This is a genomic window from Citrobacter sp. Cpo030 (assembly GCF_030333005.1).
Lineage (GTDB): Bacteria > Pseudomonadota > Gammaproteobacteria > Enterobacterales > Enterobacteriaceae > Citrobacter > Citrobacter portucalensis.
In genome coordinates, this window is record NZ_JAOWGT010000043.1 from 69,776 (window position 1) to 95,668 (window position 25,893).

26 protein-coding genes are annotated in these 25,893 nt (G+C 53.9%); 16 read left to right on the top strand and 10 right to left on the bottom strand.

What is annotated here, in order from left to right; genetic code table 11:
- Positions 1 to 11: 11 nt before the first annotated feature.
- The 6 genes from nuoI (at position 12) to nuoN (ending at position 6,435) form a co-directional block, all read left to right on the top strand.
- Positions 12 to 554, top strand: coding sequence for an NADH-quinone oxidoreductase subunit NuoI (gene nuoI, locus OGY37_RS02810; RefSeq protein ID WP_003028062.1), 543 nt, complete (start codon positions 12 to 14; stop codon positions 552 to 554).
- 11 nt (positions 555 to 565) lie between these two features.
- The gene (nuoJ, locus tag OGY37_RS02815; protein ID WP_003028059.1) at positions 566 to 1,120 is read left to right on the top strand and encodes an NADH-quinone oxidoreductase subunit J; all 555 of its coding nucleotides are present in this window, start codon (positions 566 to 568) and stop codon (positions 1,118 to 1,120) included.
- Positions 1,117 to 1,419 (top strand): NADH-quinone oxidoreductase subunit NuoK, encoded by a 303-nt coding sequence (gene nuoK, locus OGY37_RS02820; RefSeq protein ID WP_000612644.1) that lies wholly within the window; start codon positions 1,117 to 1,119, stop codon positions 1,417 to 1,419. The genes nuoJ and nuoK overlap by 4 nt, the downstream gene beginning before the upstream one ends.
- A complete protein-coding gene (nuoL, locus tag OGY37_RS02825) occupies positions 1,416 to 3,257 on the top strand; it encodes an NADH-quinone oxidoreductase subunit L (protein WP_286620023.1) in 1,842 nt (613 codons plus the stop codon). Before nuoK ends, nuoL begins: the two co-directional genes overlap by 4 nt.
- Positions 3,258 to 3,441: 184 nt before the next feature.
- Positions 3,442 to 4,971 carry an NADH-quinone oxidoreductase subunit M gene (gene nuoM / locus OGY37_RS02830; RefSeq protein WP_003027692.1) on the top strand — a complete coding sequence of 510 codons (1,530 nt, stop codon included), beginning with the start codon at positions 3,442 to 3,444 and terminating at the stop codon, positions 4,969 to 4,971.
- A 6-nt stretch (positions 4,972 to 4,977) separates the two neighbouring features.
- Positions 4,978 to 6,435: an NADH-quinone oxidoreductase subunit NuoN gene (gene nuoN / locus OGY37_RS02835; RefSeq protein WP_003027689.1), complete on the top strand. Its 1,458-nt coding sequence runs from the start codon at positions 4,978 to 4,980 to the stop codon at positions 6,433 to 6,435.
- Positions 6,436 to 6,493: 58 nt separating this feature from the next.
- Here nuoN and OGY37_RS02840 read toward each other — a convergent pair whose 3' ends face one another.
- Both OGY37_RS02840 and rbn read right to left on the bottom strand, forming a co-directional pair.
- Positions 6,494 to 7,498 (bottom strand): chemotaxis protein, encoded by a 1,005-nt coding sequence (locus OGY37_RS02840; RefSeq protein WP_003834740.1) that lies wholly within the window; start codon positions 7,496 to 7,498, stop codon positions 6,494 to 6,496.
- A 64-nt stretch (positions 7,499 to 7,562) separates the two neighbouring features.
- The gene (gene rbn, locus OGY37_RS02845) at positions 7,563 to 8,480 is read right to left on the bottom strand and encodes a ribonuclease BN (RefSeq protein ID WP_126317645.1); all 918 of its coding nucleotides are present in this window, start codon (positions 8,478 to 8,480) and stop codon (positions 7,563 to 7,565) included.
- Between the two features lie 67 nt (positions 8,481 to 8,547).
- On the opposite strand from rbn, the gene OGY37_RS02850 reads away from it, so the two are divergent.
- The 9 genes from OGY37_RS02850 to pmrD all read left to right on the top strand — a co-directional run bounded on the left by OGY37_RS02850 (position 8,548) and on the right by pmrD (position 16,908).
- A complete protein-coding gene (locus OGY37_RS02850; RefSeq protein ID WP_003834735.1) occupies positions 8,548 to 9,009 on the top strand; it encodes a GNAT family N-acetyltransferase in 462 nt (153 codons plus the stop codon).
- Positions 9,010 to 9,072: 63 nt separating this feature from the next.
- The gene (gene elaB, locus OGY37_RS02855) at positions 9,073 to 9,378 is read left to right on the top strand and encodes a stress response protein ElaB (RefSeq protein ID WP_003027683.1); all 306 of its coding nucleotides are present in this window, start codon (positions 9,073 to 9,075) and stop codon (positions 9,376 to 9,378) included.
- A 104-nt stretch (positions 9,379 to 9,482) separates the two neighbouring features.
- The gene (menF, locus tag OGY37_RS02860; RefSeq protein ID WP_057066387.1) at positions 9,483 to 10,781 is read left to right on the top strand and encodes an isochorismate synthase MenF; all 1,299 of its coding nucleotides are present in this window, start codon (positions 9,483 to 9,485) and stop codon (positions 10,779 to 10,781) included.
- Positions 10,782 to 10,868: 87 nt separating this feature from the next.
- Positions 10,869 to 12,539: a 2-succinyl-5-enolpyruvyl-6-hydroxy-3-cyclohexene-1-carboxylic-acid synthase gene (menD, locus tag OGY37_RS02865; RefSeq protein ID WP_008785340.1), complete on the top strand. Its 1,671-nt coding sequence runs from the start codon at positions 10,869 to 10,871 to the stop codon at positions 12,537 to 12,539.
- The gene (menH, locus tag OGY37_RS02870; protein ID WP_126317648.1) at positions 12,536 to 13,294 is read left to right on the top strand and encodes a 2-succinyl-6-hydroxy-2,4-cyclohexadiene-1-carboxylate synthase; all 759 of its coding nucleotides are present in this window, start codon (positions 12,536 to 12,538) and stop codon (positions 13,292 to 13,294) included. The genes menD and menH overlap by 4 nt, the downstream gene beginning before the upstream one ends.
- 14 nt (positions 13,295 to 13,308) lie before the next feature.
- Positions 13,309 to 14,166 carry a 1,4-dihydroxy-2-naphthoyl-CoA synthase gene (gene menB / locus OGY37_RS02875; RefSeq protein WP_003027671.1) on the top strand — a complete coding sequence of 286 codons (858 nt, stop codon included), beginning with the start codon at positions 13,309 to 13,311 and terminating at the stop codon, positions 14,164 to 14,166.
- The gene (gene menC, locus OGY37_RS02880; RefSeq protein WP_125112629.1) at positions 14,166 to 15,128 is read left to right on the top strand and encodes an o-succinylbenzoate synthase; all 963 of its coding nucleotides are present in this window, start codon (positions 14,166 to 14,168) and stop codon (positions 15,126 to 15,128) included. Before menB ends, menC begins: the two co-directional genes overlap by 1 nt.
- A complete protein-coding gene (menE, locus tag OGY37_RS02885; protein WP_286620026.1) occupies positions 15,125 to 16,549 on the top strand; it encodes an o-succinylbenzoate--CoA ligase in 1,425 nt (474 codons plus the stop codon). Before menC ends, menE begins: the two co-directional genes overlap by 4 nt.
- A 95-nt stretch (positions 16,550 to 16,644) precedes the next feature.
- Complete coding sequence (gene pmrD / locus OGY37_RS02890) at positions 16,645 to 16,908, top strand: signal transduction protein PmrD (protein ID WP_003834715.1); 264 nt, start codon at positions 16,645 to 16,647, stop codon at positions 16,906 to 16,908.
- Positions 16,909 to 16,910: 2 nt separating this feature from the next.
- On the opposite strand, the gene arnF is transcribed toward pmrD, so the two are convergent.
- The 8 genes from arnF to nudI all read right to left on the bottom strand — a co-directional run bounded on the left by arnF (position 16,911) and on the right by nudI (position 24,996).
- Entirely contained in the window at positions 16,911 to 17,297 is a 387-nt protein-coding gene (gene arnF, locus OGY37_RS02895) for a 4-amino-4-deoxy-L-arabinose-phosphoundecaprenol flippase subunit ArnF (protein ID WP_286620027.1), read from the bottom strand.
- Entirely contained in the window at positions 17,297 to 17,632 is a 336-nt protein-coding gene (gene arnE, locus OGY37_RS02900) for a 4-amino-4-deoxy-L-arabinose-phosphoundecaprenol flippase subunit ArnE (RefSeq protein WP_003834709.1), read from the bottom strand. Before arnE ends, arnF begins: the two co-directional genes overlap by 1 nt.
- Positions 17,629 to 19,287, bottom strand: a complete 1,659-nt coding sequence (arnT, locus tag OGY37_RS02905; RefSeq protein WP_286620030.1) for a lipid IV(A) 4-amino-4-deoxy-L-arabinosyltransferase — start codon at positions 19,285 to 19,287, stop codon at positions 17,629 to 17,631. Before arnT ends, arnE begins: the two co-directional genes overlap by 4 nt.
- Positions 19,284 to 20,186: a 4-deoxy-4-formamido-L-arabinose-phosphoundecaprenol deformylase gene (gene arnD, locus OGY37_RS02910; RefSeq protein WP_286620032.1), complete on the bottom strand. Its 903-nt coding sequence runs from the start codon at positions 20,184 to 20,186 to the stop codon at positions 19,284 to 19,286. Before arnD ends, arnT begins: the two co-directional genes overlap by 4 nt.
- Positions 20,183 to 22,165, bottom strand: a complete 1,983-nt coding sequence (arnA, locus tag OGY37_RS02915; protein WP_149384764.1) for a bifunctional UDP-4-amino-4-deoxy-L-arabinose formyltransferase/UDP-glucuronic acid oxidase ArnA — start codon at positions 22,163 to 22,165, stop codon at positions 20,183 to 20,185. Before arnA ends, arnD begins: the two co-directional genes overlap by 4 nt.
- On the bottom strand, positions 22,162 to 23,145 hold the full coding sequence (arnC, locus tag OGY37_RS02920) for an undecaprenyl-phosphate 4-deoxy-4-formamido-L-arabinose transferase (RefSeq protein ID WP_003834699.1): 984 nt from the start codon (positions 23,143 to 23,145) through the stop codon (positions 22,162 to 22,164). The genes arnA and arnC overlap by 4 nt, the downstream gene beginning before the upstream one ends.
- Positions 23,146 to 23,147: 2 nt before the next feature.
- On the bottom strand, positions 23,148 to 24,287 hold the full coding sequence (gene arnB, locus OGY37_RS02925) for a UDP-4-amino-4-deoxy-L-arabinose aminotransferase (protein ID WP_286620034.1): 1,140 nt from the start codon (positions 24,285 to 24,287) through the stop codon (positions 23,148 to 23,150).
- A gap of 283 nt (positions 24,288 to 24,570) precedes the next feature.
- A complete protein-coding gene (gene nudI / locus OGY37_RS02930) occupies positions 24,571 to 24,996 on the bottom strand; it encodes a nucleoside triphosphatase NudI (RefSeq protein WP_125112762.1) in 426 nt (141 codons plus the stop codon).
- 318 nt (positions 24,997 to 25,314) lie between these two features.
- Here nudI and OGY37_RS02935 point away from each other — a divergent pair, with 318 nt between their 5' ends.
- Complete coding sequence (locus OGY37_RS02935; RefSeq protein WP_286615076.1) at positions 25,315 to 25,857, top strand: YfaZ family protein; 543 nt, start codon at positions 25,315 to 25,317, stop codon at positions 25,855 to 25,857.
- Positions 25,858 to 25,893: the final 36 nt, after the last annotated feature.

A 25,893-nucleotide genomic window follows, 5' to 3' on the forward strand; every position in this document is an offset into this window, starting at 1 on the left:
ACACAAAGACCATGACCTTAAAAGAATTGTTCGTAGGTTTCGGCACCCAGGTACGCAGTATCTGGATGATCGGCCTGCATGCGTTCGCGAAACGCGAAACGCAGATGTATCCGGAAGAGCCGGTCTATCTACCGCCCCGTTTTCGTGGTCGTATCGTTCTGACTCGTGATCCAGACGGTGAAGAGCGCTGCGTTGCCTGTAACCTGTGTGCGGTAGCGTGTCCGGTAGGCTGTATCTCTCTGCAAAAAGCAGAGACCAAAGACGGTCGCTGGTATCCGGAGTTTTTCCGCATTAACTTCTCACGCTGCATTTTCTGCGGTCTGTGCGAAGAAGCCTGTCCGACAACGGCTATTCAGCTGACTCCAGATTTCGAGCTGGGTGAGTACAAGCGCCAGGACCTGGTTTACGAGAAAGAGGATCTGCTGATCTCCGGTCCGGGCAAATACCCGGAATATAACTTCTACCGGATGGCAGGTATGGCAATCGACGGCAAAGATAAGGGCGAAGCAGAGAACGAAGCTAAGCCTATCGACGTCAAGAGCCTGTTACCGTAAGGAGAGGGGCAATGGAGTTCGCTTTTTATATCTGTGGCCTGATAGCCATTCTCGCAACCTTGCGGGTGATCACCCACACCAATCCGGTACACGCGTTGCTGTACCTGATTATTTCGCTGCTGGCGATTTCTGGGGTGTTCTTCTCGTTAGGCGCTTACTTTGCCGGTGCGCTGGAAATTATCGTCTACGCGGGTGCCATCATGGTGCTGTTCGTATTCGTGGTGATGATGCTCAACCTTGGTGGTTCTGAAATTGAACAGGAACGTCAGTGGCTGAAGCCGCAGGTGTGGATTGGTCCGGCGATTCTGTCGGCCATCATGCTGGTGGTTATTGTTTACGCCATTCTGGGCGTTAACGATCAGGGCATCGACGGTACGCCAATTAGCGCGAAAGCGGTCGGTATTTCCCTGTTCGGACCGTATGTACTGGCGGTTGAACTGGCTTCGATGCTGCTGCTGGCGGGTCTGGTTGTTGCCTTCCACGTGGGGCGCGAAGAGCGTTCTGGTGAAGTGCTGAGCAATCGCACCGATGACCGCGCGAAAAGAAAAACGGAGGAGCACGCATGATCCCCTTACAACATGGACTGATCCTCGCTGCGATCTTATTCGTGCTGGGCTTAACCGGTCTGGTTATCCGCCGCAATCTGCTGTTTATGCTGATCGGGCTGGAAATCATGATTAACGCCTCCGCGCTGGCCTTTGTGGTCGCCGGAAGCTACTGGGGCCAGACCGATGGTCAGGTGATGTATATTCTCGCCATCAGCCTTGCGGCTGCCGAAGCGAGCATTGGGCTTGCGCTGTTGCTGCAACTTCATCGCCGTCGCCAGAACCTGAACATCGATTCAGTAAGTGAGATGCGTGGATGAACATGCTTGCCTTAACCATTATTCTGCCATTTATTGGCTTTGTATTACTGGCGTTTTCTCGTGGTCGTTGGTCAGAAAATCTGTCCGCTACCGTGGGTGTCGGTTCGATCGGCCTGGCCGCGCTGGTGACTGCGTTTGTTGGCGTTGATTTCTTTGCCAATGGTCAGCAGGCTTACAGCCAGCCGCTGTGGACGTGGATGTCAGTCGGTGACTTCAACATCGGTTTTAACCTGGTGCTGGACGGCCTGTCGCTGACCATGCTCTCCGTGGTGACCGGCGTTGGTTTCCTGATCCACATGTTCGCTTCCTGGTATATGCGCGGAGAAGAGGGCTATTCTCGTTTCTTCGCCTACACCAACCTGTTTATCGCCAGCATGGTGGTTCTGGTACTGGCGGATAACCTGCTGCTGATGTACCTCGGCTGGGAAGGCGTGGGCCTGTGCTCCTATCTGCTGATTGGTTTCTACTACACCGATCCGAAGAATGGCGCTGCGGCAATGAAAGCCTTCGTGGTAACCCGCGTTGGTGACGTATTCCTGGCGTTCGCGCTGTTCATCCTCTACAACGAGCTGGGCACGCTGAACTTCCGCGAAATGGTGGAACTGGCGCCTGCGCACTTTGCAGACGGTAACAACATGCTGATGTGGGCAACCCTGATGCTGCTGGGCGGTGCGGTCGGTAAATCTGCACAGCTGCCGTTGCAGACCTGGCTTGCTGATGCGATGGCCGGCCCGACGCCTGTCTCCGCGTTGATCCACGCCGCGACGATGGTTACCGCTGGTGTCTACCTGATAGCTCGTACGCACGGCCTGTTCCTGATGACGCCTGAAATCCTGCACCTGGTGGGGATTATCGGTGCTATCACTCTGGTGCTGGCGGGTTTTGCTGCGCTGGTACAGACCGACATCAAACGCGTTCTTGCGTACTCCACCATGAGCCAGATTGGTTATATGTTCCTGGCTCTCGGCGTACAGGCGTGGGATGCGGCGATTTTCCACCTGATGACGCACGCCTTCTTTAAAGCGCTGCTGTTCCTGGCATCCGGCTCGGTTATCCTGGCTTGCCACCACGAACAGAACATCTTCAAGATGGGCGGTCTGCGTAAGTCAATTCCGCTGGTGTATCTCTGCTTCCTGATCGGTGGCGCGGCGCTGTCAGCTCTGCCGCTGATTACCGCTGGCTTCTTCAGTAAGGATGAGATTCTGGCCGGTGCAATGGCGAATGGTCATATTAATCTGATGGTTGCAGGTCTGGTTGGTGCGTTCATGACCTCTCTGTATACCTTCCGTATGATTTTCATCGTGTTCCACGGTAAAGAACAAATTCACGCTCACGCAGGGAAGGGGATTACCCATCATCTGCCGCTGATTGTGCTGATGATCCTGTCCACCTTCGTTGGCGCGCTGATTGTGCCGCCGCTGCAGGGTGTACTGCCTGCGACGACCGAGCTTGAGCATGGTCGCGTCATGACGCTGGAAATTACCTCCGGTATCGTAGCGATTGCGGGCATCCTGATCGCAGCATGGCTGTGGCTGGGTAAACGCACGCTGGTGACATCGATTGCGAACAGTGCGCCGGGCCGCCTGCTGGGTACCTGGTGGTATAACGCCTGGGGCTTCGACTGGCTGTACGACAACGTGTTCGTCAAGCCATTCCTGGGTGTTGCCTGGTTGCTGAAACGCGATCCGCTCAACTCAATGATGAACATTCCGGCGATCCTTTCCCGCTTTGCAGGTAAAGGCCTGCTGTTGAGCGAGAACGGTTATCTGCGCTGGTATGTCGCATCAATGAGCATCGGCGCCGTCGTTGTGCTGGCACTGTTGATGGTACTGCGTTGAGTTTGAGGATTGTGGCGTTGATGTCGGATGGCGCTGGCGCTTATCCGACCTACGGGAATCTGTAGGCCCGGTAAGCGTTCGCGCCACCGGGCAAAAAAAGCCGCAATCCGAAGTGAATTTTCTGTTTTGAGAATTCGTTGAAAATCAGGTCCTGATGGGACTTTAACAAGGAATAAAGATCGCCATGTTACTACCCTGGCTAATATTAATTCCCTTTATCGGTGGCTTCCTGTGCTGGCAGACCGAACGCTTTGGCGTGAAGGTGCCGCGCTGGATCGCGCTGATTACCATGGGATTGACGCTGGCGCTTGGCCTGCAACTGTGGTTGCAGGGCGGCTATTCACTGACGCAATCCGCTGGCATTCCGCAGTGGCAGTCTGAATTTGTTCTGCCGTGGATCCCACGTTTTGGCATCTCTATTCATCTGGCTATCGACGGTCTGTCGCTGCTGATGGTAGTGCTGACCGGTCTGCTCGGTGTTCTGGCGGTACTTTGCTCCTGGAATGAAATCGAAAAATACCAGGGCTTTTTCCATCTGAACCTGATGTGGATCTTAGGCGGCGTGATCGGCGTGTTCCTTGCCATCGACATGTTCCTGTTCTTCTTCTTCTGGGAAATGATGCTGGTGCCGATGTACTTCCTGATCGCGTTGTGGGGGCATAAAGCCTCTGACGGTAAAACGCGTATCACGGCGGCGACCAAGTTCTTCATTTATACCCAGGCGAGTGGTCTGGTGATGTTGATTGCCATCCTGGCGCTGGTGTTTGTGCACTATAAAGCGACCGGTGTGTGGACCTTCAACTATGAAGAGCTGCTGAATACCCCGATGTCCCACGGTGTGGAATATCTGCTGATGCTGGGCTTCTTCATCGCCTTCGCGGTGAAAATGCCGGTGGTTCCGCTGCACGGCTGGTTGCCGGATGCGCACTCCCAGGCGCCGACGGCAGGTTCCGTTGACCTGGCGGGGATCTTGCTGAAAACCGCGGCTTACGGTCTGCTGCGCTTCTCTCTGCCGCTGTTCCCGAACGCGTCGGCGGAGTTTGCACCTATCGCAATGTGGCTGGGCGTTATCGGTATCTTCTATGGCGCGTGGATGGCCTTTAATCAGTACGATATCAAACGTCTGATCGCTTACACCTCCGTATCGCACATGGGCTTCGTACTGATTGCTATCTACACCGGCAGCCAGCTGGCGTACCAGGGTGCTGTTATCCAGATGATTGCGCACGGTCTGTCCGCAGCCGGTCTGTTCATTCTGTGTGGTCAGCTGTACGAACGTCTGCACACGCGTGATATGCGTATGATGGGCGGCCTGTGGGGCAAAATGAAATGGTTGCCTGCGCTGTCGATGTTCTTCGCAGTGTGTACGCTGGGTATGCCGGGTACAGGTAACTTCGTTGGCGAATTTATGATTCTGTTCGGCAGCTACCAGGTGGTTCCGGTCATTACCGTGATCTCGACTTTTGGTCTGGTGTTTGCCTCTGTTTACTCGCTGGCGATGCTGCATCGCGCTTACTTCGGTAAAGCGAAGAGCCAGATTGCCAGTGTTGAACTGCCAGGGATGTCGCTGCGTGAGCTGTTTATCATCCTGTTGCTGGTCGTGCTTCTGGTACTGCTTGGCTTCTATCCGCAGCCGATTCTGGATACCTCGCATTCTGCGATGAGCAACATCCAGCAGTGGTTTGTTAATTCCGTTACTACTACAAGGCCGTAAATCGCCATGACAATAACTCCACAACACCTGATTGCGCTGCTACCGCTGCTGATCGTCGGCTTGACGGTGGTGGTTGTGATGCTCTCCATTGCGTGGCGACGCAATCACTTCCTCAATGCCACGCTGTCGGTCATTGGGCTTAACGCCGCGCTGGTTTCGCTCTGGTTTGTTGGCCAGGCGGGCGCCATGGACGTCACCCCGCTGATGCGGGTTGACGGTTTCGCCATGCTCTACACCGGGCTGGTGCTACTGGCGAGTCTTGCCACCTGTACCTTCGCTTACCCGTGGCTGGAAGGCTACGATGACAACCGGGAAGAGTTCTACCTGTTGGTGCTGATTGCCGCACTTGGCGGTATTCTGCTGGCTAACGCTAACCATCTGGCGGCGCTGTTCCTTGGTATTGAGCTGATCTCTCTGCCGCTGTTTGGTCTGGTTGGCTATGCGTTCCGTCAGAAACGTTCGCTGGAAGCCAGTATCAAATACACCATTCTGTCTGCCGCAGCGTCTTCCTTCCTGCTGTTCGGTATGGCGCTGGTGTACGCGCAGTCTGGAAATCTGTCGTTTGTTGCACTCGGTAAGAGCCTCGGCGACGGCATGCTGCACGAACCGCTGCTGCTGGCTGGCTTCGGTCTGATGATTGTTGGCCTCGGCTTTAAGCTCTCGCTGGTTCCGTTCCACCTGTGGACCCCAGACGTATACCAGGGTGCTCCTGCTCCGGTTTCCACCTTCCTGGCGACGGCGAGCAAAATCGCTATCTTCGGCGTGGTGATGCGTCTGTTCCTGTACGCCCCGGTAGGGGATAGCGAAGCGGTACGTATCGTACTGGGCGTAATTGCCTTTGCTTCCATCATCTTCGGTAACCTGATGGCGCTGAGCCAGACCAATATTAAACGTCTGCTCGGTTACTCTTCTATCTCTCACCTCGGTTACCTGCTGGTGGCGCTGATTGCTCTGCAGAGCGGCGAGATGTCGATGGAAGCGGTTGGCGTTTACCTGGCCGGTTACCTGTTCAGCAGCCTCGGCGCGTTCGGTGTGGTCAGCCTGATGTCCAGCCCGTACCGCGGCCCGGATGCGGACTCTCTGTTCTCCTACCGTGGTCTGTTCTGGCATCGTCCGATCCTCGCGGCAGTGATGACGGTGATGATGCTGTCTCTGGCAGGTATCCCGATGACGCTGGGCTTTATAGGTAAGTTCTACGTACTGGCCGTCGGTGTGCAGGCTAACCTGTGGTGGCTGGTTGCCGCTGTGGTGGTCGGTTCCGCGATTGGTTTGTACTACTACCTGCGCGTTGCCGTGAGCCTGTACCTGAGCGCACCGCAACAGCTGAACCGTGATGCGCCGTCTAACTGGCAGTACAGCGCGGGCGGTATCGTAGTGCTGATTTCTGCCCTGCTGGTTCTGGTGCTGGGTATTTACCCACAACCGCTGATCAGCATTGTGCAGTTAGCGACTCCGCTGATGTAAACGAAATGCAGAAACGAAAAAACCCGCCTTGGCGGGTTTTTTTATGTGTGAAATACGGTCAGTTTAATAGCTGACGGCTCACCAGCGGACCGCTGATGCCTTTCGCTGTGCGATCCATCACTTCCTGGATCACTGAAGAAAGCTCATTGACTTCGAATTTGGCCACGTAGCCATCCGCTTTTACTCGGCGAACGTGATCTTCGTTCGCGCTACCGGAAAGCGAAGAGTGGATAACGACCGGGATTTTCTTCAGACGTTCGTCGGTTTTTATCTTACGGGTAAGCGTAAAACCGTCCATCTCCGGCATTTCGAGATCGGTGAGCACCAGGGCGATCTTCTCACTGATTGGCTTGCCCTCCGCCTGCGCTTCTGCGGAAAGCTGCTGTATTTTTTCCCACGCATCCTGACCTGTTACATGCATCAGATGCGGGATCTCCATGGCGTTAAGCCCTTTTTCCAGCATGGCGCGGGCCACTTTGGAATCATCAGCCACAATCGCCACCGCACCCGGCGTGATGTTGAATTTATTGGTTTTAAGATCGGTTGCGCGCAGGTCGTGGTTCGCTGGTACGATGTCGTACAGGATCTGCTCAACGTCGAGCACCAACGCCAGGTTGTTGGTCTCTTTGTTGTCGTCCAGGCAAGCGATACTGGTGATATAGCGACCATTAACGGCTTTCTCGGCGGTATGCACCTGTTGCCAGTCCAGGCGCATAATGTTTTCCACTGACTCCACAGCAAACGCCTGGACGCTGCGGGCATATTCTGTGATCAACAGGATGTTGAGTCCGGTCTCTGGCTTACAGCCCGCAACGGCGGGCAGGTCAATCACCGGGATCACCTGATCGCGAATATTAACCATACCCAGTAACGGGGCCTTCATACCCGCCGGACGCGTAAAGGTCGGCATCGGCACGATTTCACGTAGCTTGAATACGTTGATGCCAAACAGCTCTGATTTCTGCTCCTCAACAGATTTGCCGAGGCGAAACAGCAGCAGTTCAAAACGGTTAGACAGGGTTAGGTTTGTCCTGTCATCAATATCTTTCTGGAAATTGTTCATCCTGTCCTCAGTGTGAAAGCCAGCCTTTCCACTGTTATCGGCACTGAGGCGGAAAAATAGAGCGTTAAACGCTGAAAATGGCGAAATCGTGAGCCAGTGCCGTGTCTGGAAATATTGTTTTGCACTCTGCGAGTAAGCGCTGGCAGCCTTTTTCATCGTAGCGTGAGCTAACGTGGGTCATTATCAGACGTCCCACTCCGGCATCCAGCGCCAGCTGTGCGGCTTGTCGGGTTGAGCTGTGCCCGCGACTGTTTGCTTTTTCCTCCATTGACGCCTCCAGCGTGGTTTCGTGTACCATGACATCTACACCTCGAGCCAGTTCAATGGCGGACGCGCAGGGTCCTGTGTCACCGAAAATAGCGACTGATTTTCCCCTGGTGGGCGGGGAAAGAAAATCGGCACCGTTAATCGCTCGACCATCCTCCAGCACGATGGTTTTTCCGGCTTTCAAATCCTGAAACCACGGGCCCGCTTTAACGTCTGCCGCCTTCAGGGCATTGGCGTCAAGCGCACCCGGTTTATCGTGCTCTTGAATGCGAAAACCGTAGCATTCCAGCGGATGCGCCAGCGGGTACGCCGTTACTTTTCGCAGGCCGTCATCCACAATCTCACCCGCGGTAATTTCCACAATATCCAGCGGATAATCGGTCCAGGAGCCGCTCAGACGCAATGCGGTTTCGGTAAACTCTCGCAACCCTTTTGGCCCGTAGAGCGTCAGAGGCTGGACATTGCCGGCCATTGAGCGACTGCACAGTAGCCCCGGTAAACCAAACAGGTGATCGCCGTGCAGATGGCTGATAAAAATACGATCGAGTTTTCCTGGATTGAAAGGCGTGGTGAGCATCTGATGCTGCGTCCCTTCGCCGCAATCAAAAAGCCACAGCCCCGCCTGAGTCGGGTGTTGCAGATTCAGTAAAATTGCCGTTACATTGCGTGAGCGCGTGGGGACTCCCGCAGACGTGCCTAAAAATAGTAATTCCATCTTTGCGTTACACTTTTCGCCATCAATAAGGCAGGGTGTTCAGGTTATCACAACATAGGGGCAGACAATGATTCACTGGCAAGATCTCCACCATGCAAAGCTGAGTACCCAACAACTGTACGCACTACTTCAGCTACGATGCGCGGTGTTTGTAGTTGAGCAACAGTGTCCGTACCAGGATGTGGATGGCGATGACCTGGCCGGAGAGAATCGGCATATTCTGGGCTGGCATAACGATGAGCTGGTGGCGTATGCGAGGATTCTGAAAAGCGATGACGAGCTGGAGCCGGTAGTGATTGGTCGGGTGATTGTAAGCGAAGCGCTGCGTGGTGAAAAACTGGGGCAACAGCTAATGGCCCAGACGCTGGCATCCTGCGTGCAACACTGGCCACACAAGGCGTTGTATCTGGGCGCGCAGGCGCATCTGCAATCGTTCTATGCGCGCTTTGGCTTTGTTCCGGTGACGGATATCTATGACGAAGATGGTATTCCACACGTCGGAATGGCGCGGGAAGCACATCAGGCGTAAACAGGCGCAATCAGTCCAGGTTGTCTATAGTTAGCGGGTACGTCAATAGAAAGGGAGAATATAATGTCTTTTCATTCTTATGAATCACGTATCGATGATGATCTGGAATTATTAAGCGAAACGCTGGAAGAGGTGCTGCGTTCTTCTGGCGACCCAGCAGATCAAAAATACCTTGAGTTAAAAGCGCGGGCAGAGCGGGCGTTAGAAGAGGTGAGAAATCGCGTCAGCCATGCTTCTGATAGCTACTATTACCGTGCGAAAAAAGCCGTTTGTCGGGCGGATGACTATGTGCACGAAAAACCCTGGCGCGGAATCGGCGTTGGCGCCACAGTCGGTTTAGTGATGGGATTATTGTTAGCGCGGCGATAAATTCCGTTCTGTCATCGCATTTGTACGTACTCCCTAACTGGGGGTACTGCTTTTTCTGCTCAGTACCCCGTATAATGAGAGGTTTTTAACAGGGAGAGGTCCGCGTGCATTCAATCACTACTGCGCTGGAAAGTCTGATGCGTCATTTATCGCAAGAGATGCCAGCAGCACCTGGAATTCGTATTTACGATATACCTTTCCCACTGAATGATGCGTTTGACGCTTTAGGATGGCTGGCCAGTCAACCCGTCTGGCCCCAGTTTTACTGGCAGCAGCGTAACGGCGATGAAGAAGCCGCCGTATTAGGGGCCGTCGCCGCATTTTCCTCGCTGGAATCAGCCCAGCAATTTTTACATCAGCATGATAATCATCCCGACCTGCGCATCTGGGGCCTGAATGCCTTTGAGCCTCAGCGTGGCAATTTACTGCTGCCGCGGCTGGAGTGGCGACGTTGTGCCGGAGTGGCGAGCTTACGCTTACATCTCTATAGCGACGTGTCGCTACGTGAAGACGCTGCACAAGCGATCGCCTTCATCTCATCGCTTGCTCCCGTAAAACCGCTCCCTGCATTGCGTTTGAATTTGACGGGAGAACAGCACTGGCCGGAGAAAGCTGGCTGGATAGACCTGATAAAACTCGCTACTCAAACGATCGCAGGAGAAGACCTCGATAAGGTCGTGCTGGCGCGGGCGACCGATTTACAGTTTTCTCAGTCGGTTAATGCCGCTGCCGTGATGGCTTCCAGCCGTCGCTTAAATCTGAACTGCTACCATTTCTTTATGGCATTCTCCGCCGACACCGCTTTTCTTGGCTCTTCTCCTGAACGTCTGTATCGACGACGTGATACGGCGCTGCGCACCGAGGCGCTGGCCGGAACTGTGGCCAATCACCCTGAGGATCATCGGGCCTGGCAATTGGGCGACTGGCTAATGAAAGATGACAAAAACCAGCGCGAGAATATGCTGGTGGTCGAAGATATTTGCCAGCGGCTACAAGGCTGTACGCAAACTCTCGATGTGCTGCCACCGCAGGTGCTCAGGCTGCGTAAAGTGCAGCACCTGCGCCGTTGCATCTGGACGGAACTGAATCAGGCCGACGATACGCTTTGCCTGATGCAGCTCCAGCCCACGGCGGCCGTTGCCGGTATTCCGCGTGAGCTGGCGCGTGAGTTCATCCAACAAAATGAACCCTTTGAACGAGAGTGGTATGCCGGTTCAGCGGGTTATCTTTCTTTGCGCCAAAGCGAGTTTTGTGTGTCATTGCGTTCGGCGAAAATTAGCGCAAACGTGGTACGCCTGTATGCCGGGGCAGGGATTGTACGTGGCTCAGATCCTGAGCAGGAATGGCAAGAAATAGACAATAAAGCGGCAGGGTTACGTACTTTATTACAGATGGAAGGATAGTGATTTCGTGTATATTTCCGATTCATATCAAAAATCCATTTATTCGATTCTCTATACTGTGTCGCAATATTGATACCGGACAATCTCATGTCAGTAAGCGCATTTAACCGACGCTGGGCGGCGGTCATTCTGGAAGCTCTCACTCGCCACGGCGTCAGGCATGTCTGCATTGCCCCTGGCTCTCGTTCTACACCGTTGACGCTGGCGGCAGCGGAAAACCCCGCATTCATCCACCACACCCATTTTGACGAGCGCGGTCTTGGGCATCTGGCTTTAGGTCTGGCAAAAGTCAGCCGGCAGCCTGTCGCCGTGATTGTGACGTCCGGTACCGCGGTGGCGAATTTATATCCCGCGTTGATTGAAGCGGGCCTGACCGGTGAAAAACTGATTTTACTTACGGCAGACCGACCGCCAGAGCTTATCGACTGTGGCGCGAACCAGGCGATTCGTCAGGCCGGAATGTTTGCCTCGCATCCATCGCAAACGCTCTCTTTACCGCGTCCGACTCAGGACATTCCGGCAAGCTGGCTGGTGTCCACTATTGATAATGCGTTAGCTGCCCTGCATAGCGGGGCGGTTCATATCAATTGCCCGTTTGCGGAACCGCTGTATGGCGATATGGACGAAACGGGGATTGCCTGGCAGCAGCGCCTCGGCGACTGGTGGCAGGACGATAAACCCTGGCTGCGAGAAGCGCGTCGGCTGGAAAGCGACAAACAGCGCGACTGGTTTTTCTGGCGACAAAAACGCGGCGTAGTCATTGCCGGTCGCATGAGCGCGGAAGAAGGTAAGAAGGTTGCGCAGTGGGCGCAGACATTAGGCTGGCCGCTGATTGGCGATGTTCTGTCGCAAACCGGACAACCGCTGCCGTGCGCCGACCTGTGGCTGGGAAATGCGAAAGCTGTAGCTGAATTGCAGCAGGCGCAGATTGTGGTGCAGCTTGGTAGCAGCCTGACCGGAAAACGTCTGCTGCAATGGCAGGCCAGCTGCGATCCGCAGGAATACTGGATTGTCGATAATATCGAAGGCCGCCTCGATCCGGCCCATCATCGCGGCCGCAGGTTGGTAGCGAAAGTTGGCGACTGGCTGGAGCTACATCCGGCGGAGAAACGTCAGCCCTGGTGTATTGAGATCCCTCGTCTGGCGCAACAGGCCTGGCAGGCGGTAGAAGCCCGTCGCGAGGCGTTTGGTGAAGCGCAACTAGCCCACCGTATCCGCGACTACTTGCCGGAGCAGGGCCAGCTGTTCGTGGGTAACAGTCTGGTGGTGCGCCTGATTGATGCGCTGTCGCAGCTTCCGGCTGGTTACCCGGTCTATAGCAACCGTGGCGCGAGCGGTATTGACGGCCTGCTGTCAACGGCAGCTGGTGTACAGCGTGCCAGCGCGAAATCGACGCTGGCGATTGTTGGCGATTTATCTGCATTGTATGACCTGAATGCGCTGGCATTATTGCGCCAGGTATCCGCGCCGTTTGTCCTGATAGTGGTCAATAATAACGGCGGGCAGATTTTTTCCCTGCTGCCGACGCCAGCCAGCGAACGCGAACGGTTCTATCTGATGCCGCAGAACGTACATTTCGAGCATGCTGCCGCCATGTTTAACCTTAAATACCAGCGCCCGGAAAACTGGGAGCAGCTGGAGAGCGCGTTGACTAACGCGTGGCGTACACCTGCGGCCACGGTGATTGAGCTGGTGGTGAACGAAACTGACGGGGCGCAAACCTTGCAGCAACTGCTGGCGCAGGTAAGTCACCTATGATCCTGCATGCGCAGGCGAAAGAGGGGCAGACGGGGTTTCCCTGGCTGGTTTTCCTGCACGGTTTCTCTGGTGATTGCCAGGAATGGCAGACGGTCGGCGAAGCGTTTCAGGATTATTCGCGGCTATACATCGACCTGCCGGGACACGGTGGCTCCGCTGACATCAGCGTGAGCGGATTCGATGACGTAAAAGTTTTGCTGCGTAATACCTTACTTAGTTACAACATACTTAACTACTGGTTGATGGGATACTCTCTTGGCGGCAGAGTCGCGATGATGGCGGCCTGTCAGGAGATGCCAGGGCTGTGTGGTCTGGTGGTTGAAGGTGGACATCCCGGTTTGCAAAGCGAAGAGGCGCGCGAGCAACGCCGTCTCTCGGATGGCCGCTGGGCCGCGCGTTTTCGCGCAGAGCCGCTACGTGAGGTGTTTCATGACTGGTATCAACAGCCCGTATTTTCCTCGCTGAACGCGGCACAAAGAGAGGCGCTGGTCGCTCTGCGTAGCCAGAATAATGGACAAACGCTGGCGGCAATGCTGGAGGCCACCTCGCTTGCCGTACAACCTGATTTACGTGCGCAACTCACGACGCGCACATTTCCGTTTTATTATTTATGTGGTGAACGTGACGATAAATTCCGCGCTCTGGCGGCGGAAATATCAGTACCAAACCATGTGATTCGTAATGCCGGACACAACGCGCATCGGGACAACCCCGCGGGCGTGGTGGACTGTCTGGCTCAGATTCTGCGTCGCTGACTATAGGACATTTTATGATCTATCCTGATGAAACAATGCTTTACGCACCGGTAGAATGGCACGATTGCTCTGAAGGCTATACCGACATTCTTTACGAGAAATCCACCGACGGTATCGCAAAAATCACCATTAATCGTCCGCAGGTACGCAATGCCTTCCGTCCGGTCACCGTGAAAGAGATGATCCAGGCGCTGGCGGATGCTCGCTATGATGACAACATCGGCGTAATTATTCTGACCGGTGCTGGCGACAAAGCGTTCTGCGCAGGCGGCGATCAGAAAGTGCGTGGTGACTACGGCGGATATCAGGATGACTCCGGTGTGCATCACCTGAACGTACTGGACTTCCAGCGCCAGATTCGTACCTGTCCGAAACCGGTAGTAGCGATGGTTGCAGGTTTCTCCATTGGCGGTGGCCATGTGCTGCACATGATGTGTGACCTGACCATTGCGGCTGAAAACGCTATTTTCGGTCAGACCGGCCCGAAAGTCGGTTCCTTTGACGGCGGTTGGGGCGCTTCCTACATGGCGCGCATCGTCGGTCAGAAAAAAGCGCGTGAAATTTGGTTCCTTTGCCGTCAGTACGATGCGAAACAGGCGCTGGATATGGGTCTGGTCAACACCGTGGTTCCGCTGGCGGATCTGGAAAAAGAGACCGTACGCTGGTGCCGTGAAATGCTGCAAAACAGCCCAATGGCGCTGCGCTGCCTGAAAGCCGCACTGAACGCCGACTGTGATGGTCAGGCTGGTCTGCAGGAGCTGGCAGGTAACGCCACTATGCTGTTCTACATGACGGAAGAAGGTCAGGAAGGCCGTAACGCCTTTAACCAAAAACGTCAGCCTGATTTCAGCAAATTCAAACGGAATCCGTAATGCGTAGCGCGCAGGTATACCGCTGGCAGATCCCCATGGACGCGGGGGTGATTCTGCGCGACAGGCGGTTAAAAACGCGTGACGGGTTGTACGTATGTCTTCGTGACGGTGAGCGCGAAGGGTGGGGAGAGATCTCCCCGCTGCCGGGCTTCAGTCAGGAAAGCTGGGAAGAGGCGCAAACCGAGCTGCTGGCCTGGGTGAAAGGCTGGCTGCAAGGGGATGACTCCTTACCGCAACTGCCTTCGGTCGCCTTTGGCGTAAGCTGTGCGCTGGCCGAACTGACTGGCGTATTGCCACAGGACGCGGACTATCGTGCTGCGCCGCTGTGCACGGGCGATCCTGACGATCTGGTGCTACAACTGGCGGACATGCCGGGCGAAAAAGTGGCGAAGATCAAGGTCGGTCTGTATGAAGCGGTCCGCGACGGCATGGTAGCCAATCTGCTGCTTGAGGCGATCCCGGAGCTGCATTTGCGACTTGACGCCAACCGGGCCTGGACGCCGTTGAAAGCTCAGCAGTTCGCGAAATACGTTAATCCGGAGTATCGCGGACGCATTGCCTTCCTCGAAGAACCGTGCAAAACCCGCGACGACTCCCGTGCCTTCGCGCGTGAAACCGGCATTGCCATCGCCTGGGATGAAAGCCTGCGTGAAGCGGATTTCACCTTCGAAGCCGAAGAAGGCGTCAAGGCCGTTGTTATCAAACCTACGCTGACCGGCAGTCTCGATAAAGTCCGTGAACAGGTGGCTGCGGCACATGCGCTTGGTCTTACTGCCGTTATCAGTTCGTCAATCGAGTCGAGTCTGGGCTTAACCCAGCTGGCGCGAATTGCCGCATGGTTAACGCCGCAGACCATTCCGGGTCTGGATACCCTGAGCCTGATGCAGTGCCAGCAGGTTCGCACCTGGCCGGGTAGCACGTTGCCGTGTATCGACGTTGATGCGCTGGAACGTCTGCTATGACCCAGCAGGAAAGGTCCGATAGCGTGAGCTTATCGGGCTTGGTACAACCGGGTGACTGGCCGTGGCGTCACTGGCGACAGGTTCGTGCGAAGGTGCCAGCCTTACGCCTCAACGATGAGGTATTAAGCTGGAGCGCTCTCTGCACACGTGTAGATCAGCTGGCCTGCGGTTTTGCCGCTCAGGGCGTGGAAGATGGCGATGGTGTTCTGCTTCGCGCGTGGAATCATCCGCGCGCTTTGCTGGCCTGGCTCGCGCTGCTGCAATGTGGGGCGCGGGTTTTACCTGTGAACCCACAGTTGCCTCAGCCGCTGCTTGATGCGCTGATCCCGGACTTAACGCTACGTTTTGCGCTGGATCTGGAGGCCGCTATCGCACTTCCGGAACTCAGCCCGTTGCAGATGCAGCCATTGCCAGGCGATCACGCCGCAGCGTGGTTGCCTGAACGTTTGAGCACGATGACGTTAACTTCAGGTTCTACCGGATTGCCAAAAGCGGCTGTTCATACCTGTCAGGCGCATCTGGCAAGCGCGCAGGGCGTCCTGTCATTAATGCCGTTTGGTGCTGAGGATGACTGGCTGCTCTCGCTGCCGCTGTTTCATGTTTCCGGCCAGGGTATTTTGTGGCGCTGGTTGTTCGCCGGAGCGCGAATGACCGTGCGCGACAAGCAGCCGCTGGAGCAAATGCTGGCTGGATGTACCCACGCTTCACTGGTGCCCACGCAGCTGTGGCGCTTGCTGGTCAACAACATGCCAGTCACGCTCAAAGCGGTACTGCTGGGCGGCGCTGCAATTCCTGTTGAATTGACGGAGCAAGCGCGCGAGCAAGGGATTCGTTGCTGGTGCGGTTACGGATTAACGGAGTTTGCTTCTACGGTCTGTGCGAAAGAGGCGGATGGTCTGGCAGATGTGGGTTCCCCTCTGGCAGGCAGAGAAGTCAGAATCGTTGATGATGAAGTCTGGCTACGGGCTGCCAGCATGGCGCAAGGTTACTGGCGTAACGGACAGCTTATTCCTTTAGTGAACGCGGAAGGCTGGTTTGCAACCCGCGATCGCGGCATGCTAAAGGACGGCAAGTTAACGATTGTCGGTCGTATGGATAATCTGTTTTTTAGCGGCGGGGAAGGTATACAGCCGGAAGAAGTGGAACGCGTGATTGCAGCGCATCCGCATGTTCTACAAGCCTTTATTGTGCCGATAGAAGACAAAGAGTTTGGCCATCGCCCGGTGGCGGTCATTGAGTATGACGCTAATGCTGGAGAAACTAATCTCGCAGTGTGGGTAAAAGATAAGCTGGCCCGCTTTCAGCAGCCGGTATGTTGGCTAACATTGCCGCCCGAGCTCAAAGCTGGAGGAATTAAAATTTCGCGCCGTGCGTTATTGGATTGGGTAAGTACTTCATCATTAACATTAAGAAAACATTAACAGTATTTCTCGTTTTTGTCATTCCGCAGCTATTGTCTTTTTGTTTACCTGCTAAAGTGTAACTTATTGTGAAATTTATTAACAAAAGGTGCGCTATGGAATGGCATGTGAAGAAGTCTTGCTGTCACAAAAAAGCAGGGAAGCTCTATATCGTACTTTGCGATAGCGGTGGTTCGCTAAAGATGCTTGCTGAGGCGCAATCTTCCGAGCGGGTTAAGCCCGGCGATCTCCTTTCACCGCTGAAGGATGCACAGTATTGTATTAACCGCGATAAATCCCGGGTCATTAAGGTAATTGATGCCAGACAGTACATCTGTGATGAATGGGAACGTCTGTTACGACAGTCTGAAGATAAGTAATCTCAGGGTTGGTGTTTGCGTGAAGGCAGAAAAATCGTCATTAGCCCTGCCATGATGCACAGTACCCCTGCCAGCGCTTTCACTGAAAATGTTCCCTGCCAGCCGGGCAGGATCATTGAGGCAACCCACACCAGCACATAGCTCAGGCTGAGTAGGGCATAGGCTTTGCTCAGCGCGAGTTGGTGTAGGGCTTTATGCCAGCAAATCACTGACAGTAAATACCCTGTCAATCCGGCATATAAAGCAAACGCTCCGATACTGACAGAGAATACGGCAGAGATGAACGCCAGCGGCTGCAGTATTGGCGGCAGATTATCCATCGCAAAGCCGAGGCTCAACTGGGCGATAGAGATGATCATCACGCTACATAATCCCCAAAATACGCCCATTACACTGCACTCCCAAGAATAAATATGCCGGTAATGATCAGCCCAACGCCCAGCCAGTGGCGGGTTGTTACGGGTTCGCGCCAGATTTTCCATGCGGCGAGAGTAACCCAGACAAAGTTAAGGCTCAGCATGGGATAGGCAATACCGACAGGAATGTTTTGTAAAACCGCCAGCCATAGCAGCATGGCCAGGCCGAGGCTTGCCAGAGCAAGCCCAATCCATTGCGTAATGTAGCGTTTTCGCGCACGAACAGACACCGGTCGGGTCGCCTGCTTCTGGCATAGCTGGCCGCAGACGCTGAGCAGGCTGGCGAGGACTAAGGCTATCCAGATCATTTGGGCCGATACTGAATCAGGACCAGACGCCCCTGATTATCAATGTAGTCAGCGGGAGGGATGGCAAGTTGATTAATATCTTCATTCTTATCAATCGAGAGCACGAGCGTAATGTTTCCTTGCTGTCGATGTTGCGCTAACCAGTCGGAAAAGCCTTCCCGGCTGACAAAGCGACCCTGGGCATCCGGGTAGTTGAGGCCATATTTTAACTCGCCCGTTTGTCCGTACATCATGATGTCGTCGCGCTTCAGGCTCCAGGCCAGTCCCGCAGCGACGCCAACGCTGTCGGTGAGAATATAACGGCTCGGCTCCAGCGATTCTTTGGTCATCTCGACAAAAAACTGCGGCTGTTTAGATTCCATCACCCGGTCAGGAATGGAGAAGCCAAATAACAGCGCCAGCCCTAATGGGCATAGTGCTGCGAATTTCCAGTTCTTCTCGCGGTTATTTAGCGTATACCAGCCAAAAAGCGTCCAGATGATAAAGATGCCCCATGCACAAAAAACCTTATACGTTTCGATATGCGACCAGACCGGTGTCTTCAATGGACCCAGTGTGGAAACAATAAACGTGGCGATAATACCGATCACACCGAACAAAACGTTGATCCAACCATTCACGCGTAGCGCGGTCGAACCTTTTTCCGCAGCCTGCAGGCCGAAGCGCGCCGTTAATATCGCCAGCGGCGCGAAGCAGGAAAGAATATAGGTTGGCAGTTTTCCTTTCGCGATGCTGAAAAACAGGATTGGCATGATAATCCAGCTTAAGAGGTACAGCGCGCTGCGCGGAACATCCCGCTCACGCCAGCCCGTACGCAGCGCGCCGGGGAGCAGCCCGAGCCACGGTAATGCACCTGCCACCAATACCGGAATGTAGTACCAGACAGGGGCCTTATGCTGGGCATCATCCTGCGCAAAGCGCTGAATATGTTCAACCCAGAAGAAGTAATGCCAGAAATCCGGCTCGCGTTGCGCAATCGCTATACCCCACGGTAGTACGATCGCGATGCAGCCGATCACCGCCAGCAGACCGTAGAGAATGAGGTCTTTCCAACGCTTTTGTGCAAAAACCCATGGTAATACGCTAAGCACAGGGACGGCGAGTGCCAGAAAACCTTTGGTCATTACACCCATACCGCAGGTCAGCCCAAGCAGCAAAAAAGCGATGATTTTGCGTGTTCTGGTGGTGGCCTGCATGCCTTCCCAAAAACAGCACATGCCCGCCATCAGCCAAAGCGCAATGATGGGATCAAGTACCGCGTAGGTGCCGATGCTGTAAACCGAAAAAAACGTTAAAAAGATAGCGGAGGAGAGTACGGCGGTACGCTTATCCTGCCACAGACGCATGGCAAGCCAGGCTACCAGTAGCGCCGTCATCAAAGTGGCAAAAATAGCCCCCGCTCTGACGCCAAAATTATTGGCGCCAAACAACCATTGTCCGATGCTGTTCAACCAGTATCCGGCAATCGGTTTTTCAAAATAACGCAGCCCTAAAAAGTGTGGAACGATCCAGTCACCAGAGTTGAGCATTTCCCGGCTGATTTCAGCATAGCGCGTTTCATCAGGCTGCCAGAGCATACGGCTGTTGATAGGTAAAATAAAATACAGTGCGATTAAAGCGATAAATGCCAGAGTGTAGCGGGCAGCAGATTTCATTGTGTCACACTCAACGGTTGTTGGCAGCCGAGCCATCCCTCTCTGCCGGGTATTTTTCCACGTACGATCTGTCCTAACGGCAGTGTACTGATGTCGTCAGGTAACAGCTCGCCAAGCGGGCAGAATGTCATCCCCATGTCCGCGGCGCGAGTAAGCAGCTCGTCAAAATTCTGATGAAAGGCGATGCCTTCAACTTCCGCATGAATGGTGTACACCGGTGTTCCTCTGCTCATCTGGATGTGGGAGAGGATATAAGAGTTGAAGTCCACCGCCTGGACCTCCTGACCAACCACCTCATCCCATGTTGGTAGGGTGACGGGAATTTGTGGCGTCCCCGTTTTCCCGGATTCCAGCACCGGACGAAATAACGACGTTCCCCGACAGTCACTGTTATAGCGCAGATGGAATGCTTCTTTGGCATGGACGACACGGTTGTCGGCACGCCATCCGGCAACGGCAGAGCAGGAGACTGGCTGACCGATGATGGCTTCAAGTGCGGTGATGCCTTGCGAAATATCATCAATCAGATGTTTGTCATTCCAGTTTCCGCTTCGTGCCTGCCAGGCGTGATGATCCCAGGCATGCAAACCGGTTTCATGAATCTGGGCGGTTTGTGCAATGATTGCCGCGTTGGCCTGGCCAATCTCTTTTCCCGGCCATGCGGTTCCCGCCAATAAAATATCCCATCCGTAGAGCGATGCTGCGTTTGAACGCAGCATTTTCCACAGAAATTGCGGCTTCACAAGACGCCAGAGATGGCGCCCCATGTTGTCAGGCCCAACGCTAAAGAAAAAACTTGCCCGAACGTTATGTCGGTTTAATGTCTCCAGCAGGCGGGGCACGCCTTCGCGCGTTCCCCTGAATGTATCGACATCAATACGCAAGCCTACTTTGGTCATGATGTGTGTTCCGTGATATCCACACTGCGTAAGAAGAAGTCCAGCGTCTCTTCTACCGTTTCCTGCATCTCAATGGTCGGTTCCCAGTTCAGGCAGCGTTTTGCATTGCGAATGTTAGGCTTACGATGCTCAACGTCTTGATAACCTTTACCGTAGTAGCTGCTGCTTTCGACGTCACGGAAACCGGCAAACGGCGGGAAGTGGTTACGCAACGGATGTTTTTCAAAGCAGGAAAGCAGCATTTCTGCCAGTTCCTGAATACTTGCTTCGTTCTGCGGATTACCGATGTTGATAATCTCACCGTCACAGCGGCCGCCTTCGTTTTCAATGATGCGGTACAGAGCTTCGATACCATCGCGAATGTCGGTAAAGCAGCGTTTTTGCTTACCGCCTTCAATCAGCTTAATCGGTGAACCTTCCACGAGGTTGAGGATCAGCTGTGTAATGGCGCGTGAGCTGCCGATACGCGCGGCGTTAAGGCTGTCCAGACGCGGTCCCATCCAGTTAAACGGGCGGAACAGGGTGAAGCGCAATCCCTCTTTTTCGCCGTACGCCCAGATAACACGGTCCAGTAACTGCTTGGATACGGAGTAGATCCAGCGTGGTTTATTGACCGGACCGACGATCAGATTCGAACTGTCTTCATCAAAGACTTTGTCGGTACACATGCCGTAGACTTCGGAGGTTGACGGGAAAATGATGCGCTTGCGGTATTTCACGCAGTAACGAATGATTTTCAGGTTTTCTTCAAAATCGAGCTCAAATACGCGCAGCGGGTTGCGGGTATATTCGATAGGCGTTGCGATCGCCACCAGCGGCAGCACAACGTCGCATTTTTTCACATGATATTCAATCCATTCGGAGTGAATGCTGATATCACCTTCGACGAAATGGAATCGCGGATGTTGCAGGAAACGCCCAATGGCGTCGCTGCCAATATCGAGTCCATACACTTCGTAATTATCTTCTTGTAGCAGGCGCTCGGTCAGATGGTTACCAATGAAGCCGTTAACGCCGAGGATCAGTACGCGAGTACGGCGTTTGCTGGTGGTCACTGACTGGCTGTTCAGGCGAGAACCTGGCACCAGACCCAGAACTTGCGCCAGTTGTGAACCCTGCATTGCAATACCATCGCCAGCTTGTCCGGTAATAATCTCCAGTGCACCATCGACACAGGCGATCAGTAAAGGAGACACGGAGATGACGGTGCCCGGCTGGGCCGCAATGTCGTTTGTGCAAACGCGCGATGACCAGACGGTGAACTTTTGTGTGCCAACATAGCTAAATGCGCCCGGCCACGGATCGCTGACGGCGCGGACCTGGTTATGTAACTCCGCGGCAGCTTTGTACCAGTCGAGGAAGCTATCTTCCGGCGTACGGCGACCAAAACAGGTAGCATCTGCTTCCTGTTGGGGGAGTTCTGCATAATCTCCTGTTTTAATCGCGGGCAGCGCCTCTTCCAGCAGGTGACGCGCTGCCTGGCACAGCTTATGGTGCAGCGTTAACGCCACATCATCTGGTGAAATAGCAACGCGCTGCTGGGCAACAATGGCACCGGCATCCGCGCGTTTGACCATGCGGTGAAGCGTGACGCCGGTTTCGGTTTCGCCATTGACCAATACCCAGTTCAGCGGGGCGCGACCACGGTATTTCGGCAGCAGCGAGCCGTGCAGATTAAATGCGCCCTTAGGGGCAAGACTGAGGATCTCATCACTCAGTAAATGGCGATAGTAGAATGAGAAGATAACATCCGGCGCCAGTTGGCTAATGCGCTCAACCCACAGGGGATGATTAACCTCGTCTGGGGCGTAAACCGGAATACCGGCGCTGGCCGCGAGGCGGGAAACAGATCCAAAAAACGCTTTTTCACCCGGATTGTCTGTGTGCGTAAAAATGGTAGCGATTTCATAACCTGCATCCAACAAGGCCTGGACACCCTGACATCCCATATCGTGATAGGCAAATACGACGGCTTTCATGCGCGGTTTTCCTCGGTTGACTGCGTGGTTTGTGGGCGAATAACGTGTTGAACAAAATAGCGGGGGCGGGCGCGGACATCGTTATAGATGCGACCGATATATTCGCCGAGTAAACCCATGCCAATAAACTGTGCGCCGATAAAGGTAAACAGGACGGCAAACAGCATGAATACCCCTTCCGCTGCCCACTGTGGGCCGAGCGTCAGGCGCAGAACAACAAGCAGGACTGATAAGGTAAAGCCCGTGGCGGCGATCACGCTGCCCAACAGGCTTAGCATGCGAAGCGGTGTTGTGGTAAGGCAAGTTACCAGGTCATACATCAGGTTGATCAGACGCATGAAGCTGTATTTGGAGTCACCAAATTCACGCTCTGCATGATGTACCGGGATCTCCGTGGCGCGACGGGCAAAAATGTTGGCCAGAATAGGGATAAAGGTGCTGCGCTCCTGGCAATGCAGCATGGCATCGACGATGTGACGGCGATAGGCGCGTAGCATGCAGCCGTAATCACCCATTGCTTTGCCGGTGGTGCGCTGTATCAGATGGTTGATCATTCGTGAGGCGGTCTTACGAAATACGCTGTCCTGACGGTTCTGGCGTACCGTGCCTACCACATCGAAGCCTTCATCTGCGGTGGCGACCAACCGTGGGATCTCCTCCGGCGGGTTTTGCAAATCGGCATCCAGCGTGATGATCAAGTCTCCGGTGACATGGCTGAAACCGGCCATAATCGCCGAGTGCTGTCCGTAATTACGATTCAGTAAAATAGAGACAATATGGCTGTTCGGTGCCTGAGAGGCGTCCATCATCAACTGAGCGGAACGGTCGCTGCTGCCGTCGTCGATGAGCAGAATTTCATAGTCTTTGCCCAATTTCTCGCAGGTGGCGCTGGTGCGTCTGATTAACTCTGGCAGGCTTTCCTGTTCATTAAAAACGGGAATGACCACCGAGACTTTTTTGATTGGTGCAGCTTCAAACATGGTTATTGTCCTGCGATCTCGCGAAGCGCCGTAATGACCCGCTGGGTATCCGCTTCAGTCATGTCTGGGAATAACGGCAGCGAGCAGATGCGCGCGCTGTTCCATTCAGTATTTGGGAGCGAAAGGGTAGTGAAGCGTTCGCGATAATATTTTTGCGTATGGGCCGCACGAAAATGCAGACCGGTGCCGATATCTTTGGTCTTCAGCGCTTCCATCAGGACATCTCTGCTCAGCCCGCAGCGCGTTTCGTCAACTCGAATGATGAATAAGTGCCAGGCATGAACGTGCGACCATTGGGGCAGGCCCAGCGGTTGAAATGGCGTATCAGCCAGCGCTTGTTGATAGTGCTGGGCAATTTGCGCCCGGCGTGAGTTCAGTTGCTCCAGCTTATTCAGCTGTACCAGCGCAATAGCGGCATTGATATCCGTCAGGTTGTATTTGTATCCAGGTGCAAGCACTTCGGCTTGTGGTGCCCGGCCGTAGGTTTGTCGATCAAAAGCATCAACGCCCAGACCGTGAAACTTCAGGCTGCGAAGCCGCTGAGCGAGCTGGCTGTCGTCGGTAACGATCAGTCCACCTTCCGCACAGGTGATATTTTTAATAGCGTGAAACGAGAAGATTGCCGTACCGCGAGCACCGACATGACGGCCCTTATACAATGTCCCTACGGCATGGGCTGCATCTTCTATTACCGGGATGCCATAACACTCGCCAATGGCATAAATCGCGTCGAGGTCGGCGGGAGCGCCAGCGTAATGTACCGGAACAATGGCTTTGGTTCGTGGGGTGATAGCGGCTTCAATTTGCTCAGGTGTGACCATAAGCGTATCGCGGTCGACATCGATCATGACGGGCGTTGCCCCCAGCAGGACAATCATGTTGAGGGTAGAAACCCACGTCATCGACGGCGTTATGACCTCGTCGCCTGCGCTTACGCCCAATGCCATCAGCGTGATGTGCATACCCGCCGTGGCGGAGCAGATGGCGACGGCGTGTTGATTTCCTGTGAGCTGACAGAAGGCTTCTTCCAGCTGTTGATTTTTCGGGCCGGTGGTTATCCACCCAGAGTCCAGAACTGCCTTCACTGCGGCAAGTTCTTCAGCACCCATTGCCGGGCGAGAGAAAGGCAAAAAGTCAGACATCATTATTCCTTCAAGCCATTTAACGCCACCAAAGCTTTATTTTTAGTGATAAACAGGGGCGTCGTTAATTATTTCATCAGGCTATAAAGGTTAATGACTGAAGGTTAATTTATCCTTAAGAGTTTAAGGTTTGGGATAGACGGATAAATAGAGGTGATTTTTATTTATCTTGATGAAATTAAATTATTTTTTCTGTTTTTGCGGCATTGCTGTTTGCTATAAGTTTATGAGTACAATGCCGCTATTCGGAATGTTAATTATATGCCGTTATTAAAATGATAACCTACAGTAACCCTTTCAAGGTTAACGTTTTACGCGTGGCGATATTTAAATCGTAGGCACCGAGATCTTCCGGTTTAACCCAGGCGAATGCCTGGAACTCTTCGTTAATCTTCACTTCACGATTCGCCGCCACACAATCGAAGATGAGATAAATCATGTAAATCTCTTCCTGACTGCCATCAGCATAGGTTTTAGTGCGAATATCATCACTGAAGGTCCAGGGGGTAATTTCTGATAACACCAGTTGTTCGCCCAGCTCTTCCCTCACTTCACGGCGCAGAGCTTCTTCAATACGTTCACCCGGTTCAACACCGCCACCGGAAAGCGCCCACTGACCGGGAAACACACCGCGGTCATCAGCCATTTTGCAGAGTAAATAGCAGCCATCGTTTTGAATTAATGGGCAAACAATCGTTCTTTGGCGCATCATTCGAGTCCTTGTGGGGGAGGTATAGAAAAATTCCATCATGTGCTCATCTTACCTTTTGCTGGCGGCAGAAAAAATGTTTCATTGGCAATTAAGAGCGCTTTGGCAGGGAAATCAGGATGTTTGTTGAAAATGACGTTCTGGGACGTTCATCTGTGTAATTGGCACAAGAATTTAACCTTTAACAAATCTTGTGAGTAGTATTTAGTTACAATATGTCATTGCATCGCTTTTTTAGCTCATTGATTCCTCGTCATCTGACAGTACAATTCATCGGTTTTGGGGCTATGTTTTGATTCTTGCTGGAAAGGATAGAAAATGAAAAAAAGTTTAATGTTGGGTTTTGCCGGAATGCTGTTTGTTTCCGCGTCGGCGAACGCGATTAGCATCAGCGGCCAGGCTGGTGAAGACTACACCAACCTGGGATTCGGTATGGGCACTGAGACCACCGGTCTGGCTGTCAGCGGTAACTGGATGCATAACGATGACGACGGTGATGTTGCCGGGCTGGGTTTAGGTCTGAATATCCCACTGGGGCCGCTGATGGCGACCGTTGGTGGTAAAGGTATTTATACCAATCCAAATGATGGCGATGAAGGCTATGCTGCCGCTGTCGGTGGTGGTTTACAATGGCCGATTGGCGATAGCTTCCGTCTGTTTGGTGAGTATTATTACTCTCCTGATTCACTTTCCAGCGGTATCGACAGCTATGAAGAAGCGAATGCCGGTGCGCGTCTGACCATTATGCGTCCGCTGAGCATCGAAGCCGGTTATCGTTACCTAAACCTGGCAGGCAAAGATGGCAACCGTGATAACGCGATTGCTGATGGCCCGTACGTTGGGGTTAACGCCAGCTTCTAACATTTCTGGCGCGGCGTTCAGTCGCGCCTTCCCCCC

Coding starts and splice junctions, on each gene's coding strand:
- nuoJ (WP_003028059.1), top strand. CDS start 566: ATGGAGTTCGCTTTTTATATCTGTGGCCTGATAGCCATTCTCGCAACC.
- menH (WP_126317648.1), top strand. CDS start 12,536: ATGATCCTGCATGCGCAGGCGAAAGAGGGGCAGACGGGGTTTCCCTGG.
- elaB (WP_003027683.1), top strand. CDS start 9,073: ATGTCTTTTCATTCTTATGAATCACGTATCGATGATGATCTGGAATTA.
- arnA (WP_149384764.1), bottom strand. CDS start 22,165: ATGAAAGCCGTCGTATTTGCCTATCACGATATGGGATGTCAGGGTGTC.
- arnE (WP_003834709.1), bottom strand. CDS start 17,632: ATGATCTGGATAGCCTTAGTCCTCGCCAGCCTGCTCAGCGTCTGCGGC.
- nuoK (WP_000612644.1), top strand. CDS start 1,117: ATGATCCCCTTACAACATGGACTGATCCTCGCTGCGATCTTATTCGTG.
- arnC (WP_003834699.1), bottom strand. CDS start 23,145: ATGTTTGAAGCTGCACCAATCAAAAAAGTCTCGGTGGTCATTCCCGTT.
- menE (WP_286620026.1), top strand. CDS start 15,125: ATGACCCAGCAGGAAAGGTCCGATAGCGTGAGCTTATCGGGCTTGGTA.
- nuoL (WP_286620023.1), top strand. CDS start 1,416: ATGAACATGCTTGCCTTAACCATTATTCTGCCATTTATTGGCTTTGTA.
- nudI (WP_125112762.1), bottom strand. CDS start 24,996: ATGCGCCAAAGAACGATTGTTTGCCCATTAATTCAAAACGATGGCTGC.
- OGY37_RS02850 (WP_003834735.1), top strand. CDS start 8,548: ATGATTCACTGGCAAGATCTCCACCATGCAAAGCTGAGTACCCAACAA.
- arnB (WP_286620034.1), bottom strand. CDS start 24,287: ATGTCTGACTTTTTGCCTTTCTCTCGCCCGGCAATGGGTGCTGAAGAA.
- rbn (WP_126317645.1), bottom strand. CDS start 8,480: ATGGAATTACTATTTTTAGGCACGTCTGCGGGAGTCCCCACGCGCTCA.
- nuoM (WP_003027692.1), top strand. CDS start 3,442: ATGTTACTACCCTGGCTAATATTAATTCCCTTTATCGGTGGCTTCCTG.
- nuoI (WP_003028062.1), top strand. CDS start 12: ATGACCTTAAAAGAATTGTTCGTAGGTTTCGGCACCCAGGTACGCAGT.
- arnF (WP_286620027.1), bottom strand. CDS start 17,297: ATGGGCGTATTTTGGGGATTATGTAGCGTGATGATCATCTCTATCGCC.
- pmrD (WP_003834715.1), top strand. CDS start 16,645: ATGGAATGGCATGTGAAGAAGTCTTGCTGTCACAAAAAAGCAGGGAAG.
- arnT (WP_286620030.1), bottom strand. CDS start 19,287: ATGAAATCTGCTGCCCGCTACACTCTGGCATTTATCGCTTTAATCGCA.
- menD (WP_008785340.1), top strand. CDS start 10,869: ATGTCAGTAAGCGCATTTAACCGACGCTGGGCGGCGGTCATTCTGGAA.
- arnD (WP_286620032.1), bottom strand. CDS start 20,186: ATGACCAAAGTAGGCTTGCGTATTGATGTCGATACATTCAGGGGAACG.
- OGY37_RS02840 (WP_003834740.1), bottom strand. CDS start 7,498: ATGAACAATTTCCAGAAAGATATTGATGACAGGACAAACCTAACCCTG.
- menB (WP_003027671.1), top strand. CDS start 13,309: ATGATCTATCCTGATGAAACAATGCTTTACGCACCGGTAGAATGGCAC.
- OGY37_RS02935 (WP_286615076.1), top strand. CDS start 25,315: ATGAAAAAAAGTTTAATGTTGGGTTTTGCCGGAATGCTGTTTGTTTCC.
- menC (WP_125112629.1), top strand. CDS start 14,166: ATGCGTAGCGCGCAGGTATACCGCTGGCAGATCCCCATGGACGCGGGG.
- nuoN (WP_003027689.1), top strand. CDS start 4,978: ATGACAATAACTCCACAACACCTGATTGCGCTGCTACCGCTGCTGATC.